The organism is Streptomyces sp. NPDC086989 (assembly GCF_044745505.1).
GTDB lineage: Bacteria > Actinomycetota > Actinomycetes > Streptomycetales > Streptomycetaceae > Streptomyces.
In genome coordinates, this window is sequence record NZ_JBIVAL010000022.1 from 23,625 (window position 1) to 35,323 (window position 11,699).

9 protein-coding genes are annotated in these 11,699 nt (G+C 76.9%); 6 read left to right on the top strand and 3 right to left on the bottom strand.

Going from position 1 to position 11,699, the window contains the following annotated elements; translation table 11 throughout:
• Positions 1-16: 16 nt before the first annotated feature.
• Complete coding sequence (locus ACIPK4_RS35335) at positions 17-1,987, top strand: DUF5107 domain-containing protein (protein WP_402320711.1); 1,971 nt, start codon at positions 17-19, stop codon at positions 1,985-1,987.
• A gap of 197 nt (positions 1,988-2,184) precedes the next feature.
• Here ACIPK4_RS35335 and ACIPK4_RS35340 read toward each other — a convergent pair whose 3' ends face one another.
• Complete coding sequence (locus ACIPK4_RS35340) at positions 2,185-3,003, bottom strand: methyltransferase domain-containing protein (protein WP_402320714.1); 819 nt, start codon at positions 3,001-3,003, stop codon at positions 2,185-2,187.
• 193 nt (positions 3,004-3,196) lie between these two features.
• On the opposite strand from ACIPK4_RS35340, the gene ACIPK4_RS35345 reads away from it, so the two are divergent.
• The 3 genes from ACIPK4_RS35345 (at position 3,197) to ACIPK4_RS35355 (ending at position 6,599) form a co-directional block, all read left to right on the top strand.
• Positions 3,197-3,769 carry a TIGR03086 family metal-binding protein gene (locus ACIPK4_RS35345; RefSeq protein WP_402320717.1) on the top strand — a complete coding sequence of 191 codons (573 nt, stop codon included), beginning with the start codon at positions 3,197-3,199 and terminating at the stop codon, positions 3,767-3,769.
• 166 nt (positions 3,770-3,935) lie between these two features.
• Complete coding sequence (locus tag ACIPK4_RS35350; protein ID WP_402320720.1) at positions 3,936-5,150, top strand: aminotransferase class I/II-fold pyridoxal phosphate-dependent enzyme; 1,215 nt, start codon at positions 3,936-3,938, stop codon at positions 5,148-5,150.
• Between the two features lie 438 nt (positions 5,151-5,588).
• Positions 5,589-6,599 carry an MBL fold metallo-hydrolase gene (locus ACIPK4_RS35355; RefSeq protein ID WP_402320723.1) on the top strand — a complete coding sequence of 337 codons (1,011 nt, stop codon included), beginning with the start codon at positions 5,589-5,591 and terminating at the stop codon, positions 6,597-6,599.
• A gap of 708 nt (positions 6,600-7,307) precedes the next feature.
• On the opposite strand, the gene ACIPK4_RS35360 is transcribed toward ACIPK4_RS35355, so the two are convergent.
• Both ACIPK4_RS35360 and ACIPK4_RS35365 read right to left on the bottom strand, forming a co-directional pair.
• Positions 7,308-7,952, bottom strand: coding sequence for a DedA family protein (locus ACIPK4_RS35360; RefSeq protein WP_402320726.1), 645 nt, complete (start codon positions 7,950-7,952; stop codon positions 7,308-7,310).
• Positions 7,949-8,725, bottom strand: a complete 777-nt coding sequence (locus tag ACIPK4_RS35365; protein ID WP_402320729.1) for an MBL fold metallo-hydrolase — start codon at positions 8,723-8,725, stop codon at positions 7,949-7,951. Before ACIPK4_RS35365 ends, ACIPK4_RS35360 begins: the two co-directional genes overlap by 4 nt.
• 126 nt (positions 8,726-8,851) lie before the next feature.
• Here ACIPK4_RS35365 and ACIPK4_RS35370 point away from each other — a divergent pair, with 126 nt between their 5' ends.
• Together ACIPK4_RS35370 and ACIPK4_RS35375 are read left to right on the top strand one after the other, a co-directional pair.
• Entirely contained in the window at positions 8,852-9,256 is a 405-nt protein-coding gene (locus tag ACIPK4_RS35370; RefSeq protein WP_054221527.1) for a hypothetical protein, read from the top strand.
• Between the two features lie 240 nt (positions 9,257-9,496).
• The gene (locus ACIPK4_RS35375; RefSeq protein WP_402320734.1) at positions 9,497-11,647 is read left to right on the top strand and encodes an alkaline phosphatase family protein; all 2,151 of its coding nucleotides are present in this window, start codon (positions 9,497-9,499) and stop codon (positions 11,645-11,647) included.
• The last annotated feature ends 52 nt before the right edge of the window (positions 11,648-11,699 follow it).

The window sequence follows — 11,699 nt, forward strand, 5'->3', positions numbered from 1 at the left end:
GTGTTCCATTTCCTGCATGGCCACCACCGTCCGCCGTGCCGTACTGACCCTGCCCGCAGCTTCCTTGGGGCCCGAGAACCCGCTGCCCGTCCTGTGTGCGCCTGCCGACGTGCACACCCTGGACGAGCGCACGCGCGAGGGACTCCCGCGCGACATGGCCCGGCAGGTCGGGTACGAGCCGCTGCGCTCACTGCTGCCCGTCCGGCTGCTGGACGGCTACCAACGGCGCAGGCAGGACGCGGAGTTCGAGGCCGTCGTCATAGAGAACGCGCACCTGCGCGTCACCGTGCTGCCCGGGTTCGGCGGCCGGGTCCACTCGCTCGTGCACCTGCCCACCGGCCGTGAACTGCTCTACCGGAACCCGGTGTTCCAGCCGGCCAACTTCGCGCTCAACGGCGCCTGGTTCTCGGGCGGCATCGAGTGGAACATCGGTGCCACCGGGCACACCACCCTGTCCTGCGCCCCGCTGCACGCGGCGCTCGTACCGGCGCCCGACGGGGGCGTCATGGTCCGTCTCTGGGAGTGGGAACGGCTGCGCGACCTCCCGTTCCAGGTGGACCTGTGGCTGCCGGGGGACTCGGAGTTCCTCTACGTCGGCGTCCGCGTCCGCAACCCGCACGAACGCCCCGCCCCCGTGTACTGGTGGTCCAACACCGCCGTCCCGGAGAACTCGGGCACGCGGGTGCTCGCCCCCGCCGACGAGGCCTGGCACTTCGGGTACGAGCGCGCGCTGCGGCGCATCCCCGTACCGCGGTGGGAGGGCGAGGACCGCACGTACCCGCTGGGCAGCACCTATCCGGCCGACTTCTTCTACGAGGTCCCGGACGGGGCCCGGCCCTGGATCGCCTCGCTGGACGAAGGGGGGCACGGGCTCGTCCAGACGTCCACGGCCCGGCTGCGCGGGCGCAAGCTGTTCGTCTGGGGCGCGGCGGAGGGCGGCCGGCGCTGGCAGGAGTGGCTGACCGAGCCCGGCTCCGGCGGCTACGCCGAGATCCAGGCCGGCCTTGCCCGCACCCAGCTGGAGCACGTGCGGCTGGAGGCGGGGGCGGAGTTCAGCTGGCTGGAGGCGTACGGGCCGCTGTCCGCGGACCCGGCGACGGTGCACGGCCCCGACTGGGCGGCCGCCCGGTCCGCCGCGCAGACGGCCCTGGCCGCCGCCCTGCCCCCGGAGCGGGTCGAGGAGGCGTACGAGGCGTGGCGCGGCCGCGCCGCCGACACCGAACCGGGGGAACGGCTGGCCACCGGGTCCGGATGGGGCGCGCTGGAGGTGCTGTGCGGCGGGCACAAGCTGCCCGGCACCCCCTTCCCGGAGTCGGGGCTCGGCGAGGACCAGGCGCCCTGGCTGGAGCTCTGGCGCACCGGCGTCTTCCCCACCCCGCGGCGGGTCGCGCCGCCGGGGCCCAGCCTGGTCGCCCCGCACTGGCGGGACATGCTGGAGACGGCCCCGGCGGAGCCGCTGACCGAGTACCACCTGGGCGTGGCCCAGTGGCACGCCGGGGACGTGGCGCAGGCGGTGCGCAGCTGGGAGCGCGGCCTGGCGCTGGCCCCCTCGCGGTGGCCGCTGCTGCGCTGCCTGGCGGTGGCGGACGCCCTGGCCGGTGACCCCGAGAGGGCGGCGCAGCGGTTCGCCGAGGCCTTCGAGGACCTGGCCGAGGAGAGCCGGGGCGGCCGGTCCTGGACGGCCGCCGAGTCGGCCCTGGGGCGGGAGGCGATGACGGCGCTGCTGGCCGCGGGCCGGCTGCCGGCGGCCCGGGCGGTGTGGGACCGGCTGCGGCCGGCGCTCCGGGAGGAGGGCCGGTTCCGGCTGCTGGCGGCCCGGCTGCTGGCGGCGGAGGGTCATGTGGGCGCGGCCCGGCGGGTGTTCGAGGAGGGCTTCGAACTGCCCGATCTCCGCGAGGGCGACGAGATCCTCTCGGAGGTCTGGACGCGCGTGACGGACCGCCCGCTGCCCCCTTCGTACAACTTCCGCATGCGCCCTCCGCTGTAGGGCCGCCCGGGCCGGCAGGCTGCCCGGGCCGGCAGGCTGCCCGGGGTCAGGCCCGGGTCGGGGTCAGGCCCTGCCCGGACTCAAGGCCCGGGTCGGGGTCAGTCCCTGCCCGGAGCCAGGCTCGGTCGGGGTCAGGCCCTGCCTGGAGTCAGACCCGGGTCGGGTCAGGCCCGGGTCGGGTCAAGTCCGGGTCGGGGTCAGGCCCGGGCCAGGATTTCGCCGTTCAGGACCGAGAACCAGGCGTCCGGGGCCGCACCCCAGCGGCGCCAGGCCTCGGCGATGGCGGCGAGCGCGTCCGGGGTCGCGTGTCCGGCGCCCGTCGCGAGGGACGCGTACGCCGAGGCCGTCGTGCGGTCCGCCCACAGCGCGGACCACCACGCGGTCTCCTCGGGCGTGGCGTAGCACCAGGCCGTCGCCGACGAGGCCACCTGCGTGAAGCCCGCCGCCCTGGCCCAGGACAGCAGGCGGCGCCCGGCGTCCGGTTCGCCGCCGTTCGCGCGCGCCACCCGCCGGTACAGGCCCAGCCACTCGTCCAGGACCGGCTCCGCCGGATACCAGGTCATGGCCGCGTAGTCCGCGTCCCGGGCGGCCACGATCCCGCCCGGCCGGCACACCCGCCGCATCTCGCGCAGGGCCTGCACCGGGTCTCCGACGTGCTGGAGCACCTGGTGGGCGTGGACCACGTCGAAGGAGTCGTCCGGAAAGTCCAGGGCGTGGACGTCCGCCGTGGCGAAGGTGACCGCACCGTCCAGGCCGCGCTCCCGTACGTACTCCGCCGCCTGCTCCAGTACGTCTTGCGCCGCGTCGACCGCCGTCACCCGGCCGCCCGGCGCGACGAGTTCGGCCAGGTCCGCCGTGATCGTGCCCGGGCCGCAGCCCACGTCCAGGAGCGACATCCCCGGCCGCAACTCGCCGATCAGGTACGCCGCGGAGTTCGCGGCGGTGCGCCAGCGGTGCGAGCGCAGTACGGACTCGTGGTGGCCGTGCGTGTAGACGGCCGTTTCCCTGGCGCTCATGGTCCGGCTCCTCCTCGTCGTGGAAACGTTGTGATCACGGTAGGGGATGGGTTCGTAATATGAGACCCGTGTTTTGCAATGTGGACAATGGCCTTGTGTCGCAAGGAGACCGGCCCAGTCGGTGGCAGGGGGCGGTGCGGGCGAGGACAGTGGGCTGCGGAAGCCGGCACCACGGCGGAGGGCGGTGAGGGACGTGCCGGACACGCTGCTCGAACAGCACGCCGAGGCCCTGCGGCTCTTCGGTGCGCGGGTGCGCGCCGTCAGGGACGGCCAGTGGGACGCCCCGACCCCCTGCACTCAATGGTCCGTGCGCGACCTGGTCAACCACGTCACCGGCGAGCAGCTGTGGATCCCGCCGATGGTCACCGAGGGGCGCACCGTCGAGGAGATCGGCGACGCGTTCTCCGGCGACGTGCTCGGCGAGGACCCGGTCGGCGTCTGGGAGCGGGCCGCGGCCGCAGCCCACGCCGCCTTCGCCGCGCCCGGCGCACTGGACCGCACCGTCAGGCTGTCGTACGGGCCCGCGCGGGGCAGGGCGTACTGCGCCGAACAGACCGCCGACTGCATCGTCCACGCATGGGACCTCGCGCGGGGCATCGGCGGCGACGACCGGCTCCCCGCAGGCCTCGTCGAGTTCGCCCTCCAGGAGGTCCTGCCGTACGCCGACGGGCTCGCGGCCAGTGGGATGTTCGCCGCGCCGCTGGACGTCCCGGCGGGCGCGGACGCCCAGACCAGGCTGCTGGCGCTGGTGGGCCGGCAGGGCTGAGGCCCCGGAGCGCCACCGCCGGGACGAGAACAGGCGTACCCCTGCGTATCGCCGTATAAAGGGCATGTCCGCAAGGGCACGTTCGCAAGGGCGTGGTCGCACAAGGGCATGGTCGGCCGGCGGCAGGGACGGGCCGGACCGGGGAAGGCGGGGCGAGGTGTCCGGGATGCAGCGCACGGCGGAGGGCCGAGGTCCGGTCCGGTACGGGCCGCCCGCGCCCGAGCCCGGCCTGCCCGCGCTCCCCGAGCTCACCGCCGTGATCGCGGCCGCGGCCGAACGGGCCGCCCCCGAACCCCCCGGCGGCGGGCTGTCCGCACGCGAGGCCGCCTGCCGGCACTGGGCGAGGCGGGGGCTGCCCACCGATCCGGAGAACGTGGCCGCCGGGCCCGGCGGGCCCGCCCTGCTCCTGGCCCTCCTCGGCGCGTACGGGGGCGACGTGATGCTGCCCCGGCCGTGCCCCGCCTGGTGGACCCCTCAGGTCCGGCTGCTGGGACGGCGGGCCTACCACGTGCCGACCCCCGCCGAATGCGGCGGCATTCCGGACCCGTACGCCCTGCTGGAAACCGTCCGACGGGTGCGGGCCGAGGGCGGCGACCCGCGCATACTGATCCTGTCGGTCGCCGACGACCCGACGGCGACCGTGCCGCCGCCCGAAATGCTGCGCGAGGCGTGCGAGGCCGCGGGGGACGCCGGTCTGTTCGTCGTCAGCGACGAGAGCTGGCGCGACACCGTCCACCGGCCGCACGACACCCTCGTGCTCAGCCCGGCCGAGATGCTGCCCGACCAGGCCGCGGTCCTGCTCGACCTGTCCGGCGCGCTGCTGCCCGCCGGGTGGCCCGCCGCGGTGGTCCGCTTCCCCGGAACCCCGCGCGGCACCTGGCTGCGGGCCCGCACCCTCGACGTCCTCACCGCGACCGGCGCCACGGTCGCCGGCCCGGTCGCCGCGGCCGCCGCACACGCCCTCGACGAACCCGACGCCGTCGCCGGCCGCGCCCACGCCGCGGCCGCACTGCACGGCGTGATCGCCGCCGCCGCCCACCGGGAGCTGCTGGCCGCCGGCGCACTCGCCCGGCCGCCCCAGGCCGGCCGCCACCTGTACGCCGACCTGGGCCCGCTGCGCGCCGGGCTGGCCCGGCAGGGGGTCCGCGACGCGATGGAACTGGAGGACTACCTCGGCGGCCGGCTCGGCGCCCCCACCCCGGGCGGACAGCGCTTCGCGGACGAACTGGGCGCGCTGCGGGTGCGCCTGTCGACCGGCCCGCTGCTCGGCGCCACCCCGCAGGAGCGGCTCGCCGCGCTGACGGTTCGCGACCCCCTCGTCCTCCCGCACGTACGACGCTCCCTGGACCTCCTCGGATCGGTCCTGGCCGGGCTGACCTGACCTGAGCCTGACCTCCTGACGGCAACCCGCAGTGCGGTGAACGGAGAGTTCCAGATGAGGGACCAGACGCAACCCCCCGACCTGGCGGCCCCCGGCCGGAGGCCGGCTCCGGCCCCGGGACCCGCCCGCCCCGACCCCGCTGCGCCGACCCGCGACCAGGGCGTCCGCCGCCTGACCCCGGCCCCCGCAGCCCCACCCCCGGCCCCCGCAGCCCCGCCCCCGGCATCCCCCGCCCCCGCTCCCGCGTCCGGTCCGGGCCCCGCCCCCGGCCCTGGCGGCCCGGCTTCGGCCGCGGCGGTTGCGGGCCGCGGGCCGGCGACCGGTCCGGGCTCCACCTGGCCGGGTGGGGCTTTCGCCTCTGGCCCTGGCGGCCCGGCTTCGGCCGCGGTGGTCGCGGGGCCCGGCGGGCCGGGTCACGGTCGGGCGGGGGGCGCAGCCGTGGCGCCCGCCCCCGGCGGACCCGCACCGGCTCCGGGTGCGCCGAGGCCCCTGGGGGAGGTGCGGAGCTGGCCGCGGTCCTTCGCCGACCGGCTCACCACCCCGCTGCCCGGCATCCGCGCCTACGCCCGGCTCGCCCGCGAGGGCGCCTTCCGTCCCGGCCCCGACGGGCTCCGCGGCATCCCCGACCTGCCGTACGCCCCCGCCCCGCTGCCCGCCGCAGTCCCCGGCACGCTCTGCGCCACCTGGGCGGGCCACGCCAGCTGGGTCCTGCGTGTCGGCGGGCTGACCGTACTGACCGACCCCGTCTGGTCCCGGCGCATCCTCGGCACCCCGGCGCGGATGACCCCCGTCGGCGTGCGCTGGGAGGAACTGCCGCCGGTGGACGCGGTGGTGATCAGCCACAACCACTACGACCACCTCGACGCCCCCACCCTCAAGCGGCTGCCCCGCCGCACCCCGCTCTTCGTCCCGGCCGGCCTGGCCCGCTGGTGCCGGCGCCGCGGCTTCACCCGGGTCACGGAGCTCGACTGGTGGGAGTCCGCGGAACTGGGCGGCGTCCGCTTCGACTTCGTCCCGGCGCACCACTGGTCGAAGCGGTCGCTGCTCGACACCTGCCGGAGCCTGTGGGGCGGTTGGGTGCTCACCGCGCCCCCCGCAGGAGCCGCCGGGACGCCGAGGAAGGTGTACTTCGCGGGCGACACCGGGTACGGGCACTGGTTCGGCGAGATCGGCCGCCGCCATCCGGGCATCGAGCTGGCTCTGCTGCCGATCGGGGCGTACGCGCCGAGGTGGTGGCTCGGCGACGTCCACGCCGACCCGGAGGAAGCGGTCCGGGCGTGCGTCGACGTGGGGGCGCGGCGGATGGCGCCCATGCACTGGGGCACGTTCGTGCTGTCCGCGGAGCCGGTGATGGAGCCGCTGCACCGGGTGCGGGAGGCGTGGGCCCGGGCCGGGCTGTCGCGGGAGGACCTCTGGGACCTCCCGATCGGCGGTTCCCGCGCCTGGTAGCGCCCGGGCCTCCGCCCTGGCATCGCGTTGCGCGGAGCCGGGCCACGGGGTGGTCCGCTGCGCGGGGCCGTCCCCTCCCCGCCCTTCCCCCGTTCCCCGGGACTCCGCCCCGGACCCCGCGCCCAGTGCGCCCGCGGGCCTGAGCCGGGACGCCGCCCCGGGCCCCCGCCTCGAATGCCGACGGGGCTGGGGGTGGGGCTCCGCCCCCGGCCGCGTGCCTCGAACACCGGCGGGGCCTGAGCCGGGACGCCGCCCCGGGTCTCGTCCCTCGAACGCCGGCGGGGCTGCCGCCCCGGGCTCCGTGCCTCGAATGCTGGCGCGGTGGGGCTCCGCCCCTGGGCCTCGTGCCTCAAGCGCGGGCGGGGCGGTCGCCTCGAATCCCGTGTCTCGAACGCCGGCGAAGGCTGGGATGGGGCAGCCGCCCCGGGGCCCCGTGCCTCAGGGCTGGCGGGGCTGAGCCGGGACGTCGCCCCCGGCCCTCTGCCTCGAACGCCCGCGGGGCTGGGCTGGGGTTCCGCCCCCCGGACTCCCCGCCTCGAACGCCCGGGGGCTGAGCCGGGACGCCGCCCGGGCCCCCCTCGAACGCCCGCGGGGCTGGGGCGGGGCTCCGACTCCGCGCGCCGGGCCCGCGCGTCGGATGCCGGCGGGGCCGAGTCGGGACGTCGCCCCCGGTCCCCGGCCTCGTTGGTGGGGGCGAAGGGCCGGTGGTCAGTGGGGGTGGAGGCGGCGCCAGAGGGCGGGGGCCGCGCTGATCAGGAGGGTCAGGGCGACCGCCAGGACCACGCCCTTCCACGGTTCCGAGAACAGGGAGCCGCCCAGGATGCCGATCAGGCCGTACGTCGCCGCCCAGGCGAGGCAGGCCGGGGCGTCGCCGCGGGCGAACCGGCGCAACGGGAGCCGGGCCAGCAGACAGGCCAGCATGACCGGGATCCGGCCCGCCGGCACCAGCCGGGACAGCACCAGGACCAGGACCCCGTGTTCCTCCAGCCCGACCTGCGCCTGCGCGAGCCGTTCCGGTGTCGCCCGGCCGCGCAGGGTCTCCAGCCACCGCGAGCCGCCCCGGGACCGCACCCCGCGCTGGCCCAGCCAGTACAGCGCCAGGTCCCCGAGGAACGCGGCCACCGACGCCACCGCGAACACCATCAGCAGCCCGAACGGCAGGGACTGGTGGAACGCGACCACGGCCGCCGTGCTCACCAGCGCCCCCGTCGGGATCACCGGCACCAGCGCCCCCAGCGCCACCAGCAGGAACAGCGCCGGGTAGCCCACCGCCTGCCGGGTCGTCTCCGGCGGCACCTGCCCGACCACCGCCGCCACCGCGGCCCCGGTCACCGCCGGCTCGTGCCAGGTCACGGCAGCCGCACCCGTTCACCGTGTCCCGGCACCCGTACCGCCACCTTCGGCGCCAGCCGCCGGGCCCGCCGTACGAACTCCTCGCCCGGCGCGTGGAATTCGTGCGGCCGCACCGCGTCCAGCCCGATGGGCCAGTACGTGCCGTAGTGCACCGGCACCGCCGCCGCCGGAGCCAGCGCGGCCAGCGCCTGCGCCGCCCGACCTGCGTCCAGGTGCCCCGGCCCCAGGTACGGGCCCCAGCCGCCGACCGGCAGCAGCGCCACGTCCACCGGCCCGACCTCCTCGGCCATGGCGTCGAACAGCCCGGTGTCCCCGGCGAAGTACGTCCGTACCGAGCCGTGGACCACGTACCCGAGCGCCGGCGCCAGATGCGGCCCGAACGGCAGCCGCCGCCCGTCGTGCCGCGCCCGGACCGCCCGGACCCGTACGCCGGCCCGTACGCCGACCTCGTCACCCGGAGCCACCTCCGTGACCGCCAGCCGGCGCACCGCCGCGACGCGTGCCAGCCCCGGCACGGCCCGGCGCGCCCCGGCCGGCACCACCAGCCGGGTCCCCGGCACCAGTCGGGCGAGCGACGGCAGGTGCAGGTGGTCGGCGTGCAGGTGCGACACCAGCACCACGTCCGCCTCGGCCGCCTCGGGCGGCGGCAGCGCCCCGCGCCGGCGCCGCAGGTGCGCGAGCCGCCGGGCGAACAGCGGATCCGTCAGCAGCCGCACCCCGGAGTCCTCGACCGTGCACGTGGCATGGCCCCACCAGGTGATCTCCACCGGCACCCGGCCTCCCCGTCCCCGTCGTGTCCCCGGACCCTCAAAGCCTAGATCCTGCCCCGCCGGTGCGCCCCGAACCGAAGTCCTCGGCCCCCTCCTCCCGGGCGGCGGATCGGAGTAGGGTCGGGCGGCATGGATGAGCTGCGCGTGGCCGCGATCGCCAGCCTGGCCCCGCTCGAAGACCTGGACACCGACCCCTTCGCCGTCGACACCCGGAGCCAGCACGCCATGTGCGCCCGCTGGGCCGCCGAACGGGGCTACGTCGTGACGACGGAACTGCTGTTCTACGGACTGCGCGCCGACCACTGCGGGCTCTGGTGCGACGTCGACGCCGGGCAGGTCGACCTGTTCGTCGCCCCCAACCGCCGGGTTCTGGCCCGTGCGCTGCGCTCCGTCGAGGAGTTCACCGCCGAGTGCCGGCGGCGCGGCGTCCGGCTGGAGACCGCCGGGCTCGCCGAGCCGCAGTACACCTCCGCCATGAAGGCCGAGGTGCACCGCCGCCTGTCCATGCCGACCGCCGGCTACGACGGCACGTAGGTCCGGGCGGCCCACCGCCCCCGCAACCCTCGCCCCGCCGCCCCCACAACCCTCGCCCCCCCGCCCCGCAACCCACGTCCCTGACCTCGCCCCCGGCGCCCCGGCTCGCGGCCGGCCCGCCCCGTACGTCCGTGCGCCACCCGCTCCACCCGGCCGCGTCCGCCGCCCTGTGCGACGCTGGAGGGTGCGGCGGGACCGCGGGCGGGGCGCGGGTCCGGGGGAGACACGAGGCGGTACGGCGTGCGGCGAGGACGGTGGCGGACCACGGGCAGCGCCCTGGTACGGGTGATCCTCGTCTGGGCGGTGTCCACCCTCACCATGCTCGTGCTGGCCGGCATCCTCCCCGACTTCCGGCTCCGGTCCGGTGACGGCGACAGCGTCACCGACATCGGGCTGACCGCCGCCTGGGGCGCCGGGGCCTTCGGCCTGCTGAGCGCGCTCGTGTGGCCGGTGCTGGTCCGGGCGTTGCTGCTGGTGCCCGCCCTCGTGCTCGGCCTGCTCGTCTTCTTCCTCAACGGCTCGCTGCTGCTGCTCGCCCTCAGCCTGGTCCCGTCCGGCGGCGGCGAAGTGGCCCCGGAGACCGCCGTGGTGGTGGCCGCGGTCATGTCCGCCGTCGCCTCGGCGACCTCGACGGCGCTCGCCGTACGCGACGACGAGGCCTACCGGCGCCGCCTCTACCGGCTCGCGGACCGGCGCCGTCGTCGACGGCGCGGCCGGCCCGGCAAGGGCGGGCCCGGCCGCGGAGCGAGCGCGCCGGGCGTGGTGTTCCTCCAGCTCGATGGCGTCGGGTACGAGACCCTGCGCCGCGCGGCGGACGGCGCCCTGATGCCGACGGTGGCCGGCTGGCTGGACGCCGGCCACCGCATCACGCCCTGGCGCACCGACTGGTCCAGCCAGACGGGCGCCAGCCAGCTCGGCATCCTGCACGGCTCCAACCACGACGTGCCCGCCTTCCGCTGGTACGAGAAGGACACCGGCGAGGTGGTGGTCTGCAACCGGCCCACCAGCGCCGCCGAACTCCAGCGCCGGGCCATCGCGCGCACCGGCGACGGCGGGCTGCTGACCCTCGACGGGGCCAGCCGGGGCAACCTGTTCAGCGGCGGCGCCGACCAGCTGGCCCTGGTCCTGTCGGTCTCGGCGCGGCGGGGCCGGGCGAACCGTTCCCGCGCCGGCTACTTCGCGTACTTCTGCGACCCGGCCAACGCCGTGCGCACCGCGCTGTCCTTCACCGCCGAGGTCGCCCGGGAGATCGGCCAGTCGGTGCGGGCCCGGGTGCGCAGGGAGCAGCCGCGGGTGGCCCGGGGTGGGCTGTACCCGCTGATCCGGGCCTTCGCGACGGTGGTCGAACGGGACGTCGTCGTGGCGGCGGTGATCGGCGACATGCTCGCCGGGCGTGCCGCGGTCTACGCGGACCTGGTCGCCTACGACGAGGTCGCGCACCATTGCGGGCCGCACGGCCGGGACACCGACCGGGTGCTGGCCCGGCTGGACCGGAGCCTCGCGCTGATCGCCCGTGTCGCCGAGCACGCGCCCCGGGAGTACCGGATCGTGCTGCTGTCGGACCACGGCCAGAGCCCGGGGGAGACCTTCCTGGGCCGCTACGGGCTGACGCTGAGGGACCTGGTCCGGGCGGGCTGCGGGCTGCCGGTCTCCCGCCGGGCCGGCCGTACCCGCAGCGGCGCCGAGGCCCGCGCGGCGGTGCTCGCGGCCCTGCACCGGCCGGTGGAGGAGGGCGCGGAGGCCCACCCCGGGCGGGGCCCGGACCCGGTGGTGCTGGCGTCGGGCAACCTCGGGCTGATCTCCTTCCCGGACCTGCCGGGCCGGGCCTCGCGGGAGCGGATCGAGCGGGCGCACCCGGCCCTGCTGGCGACCCTGGCCAACCATCCGGGCATCGGGTTCCTGCTGGTGGACGGGCAGGTGCTGGGGCCGGGCGGGGCGGTGGCCCGCCTCGACGAGCCCGGTGCGGCGGAGGAGCTGCTGGCCCGGTACGGTCCGGGCGCGGCGCAGGCGGTCCGCCGGACCGATTCCTTCCCGCACGCGGCCGACGTGATGGTGAACTCGGCGTACGACCCGCGGACGGGTTCGGTGCACGCCTTCGAGGAGCAGATCGGCTCGCACGGCGGCCTGGGCGGGGAGCAGGGCCGGCCGTTCCTGATGTGGCCGGCGGAGCTGTCGGAGCCGGACGGCGACCTGGTGGGCGCGGAGGCGGTGCACGAGGTGCTGCGCCGCTGGCTGCGGGAGGCGGACGGCCCCCAGGTGCCGTTGGCTCCGCCGGTGGGCGGGTCGGTTGCGGACCGCGCGGGGCTGCCGGTGGAGGAACCCCCGCGCAGGGACGAAAAAGGCGGAAGCTTTCCTTCCGCAGGGGTGCCCGCGCAGGACGAAAACCGTTGATTTGGTGCGGCTTTGGGCTTGCCCGACGATATGTCGACCTGTCCGGCATATG

Excerpts from the sequence above, each read along its gene's own strand:
- ACIPK4_RS35335 (WP_402320711.1), top strand. The coding sequence starts at position 17 with ATGGCCACCACCGTCCGCCGTGCCGTACTGACCCTGCCCGCAGCTTCC.
- ACIPK4_RS35340 (WP_402320714.1), bottom strand. The coding sequence starts at position 3,003 with ATGAGCGCCAGGGAAACGGCCGTCTACACGCACGGCCACCACGAGTCC.
- ACIPK4_RS35350 (WP_402320720.1), top strand. The coding sequence starts at position 3,936 with ATGCAGCGCACGGCGGAGGGCCGAGGTCCGGTCCGGTACGGGCCGCCC.
- ACIPK4_RS35370 (WP_054221527.1), top strand. The coding sequence starts at position 8,852 with ATGGATGAGCTGCGCGTGGCCGCGATCGCCAGCCTGGCCCCGCTCGAA.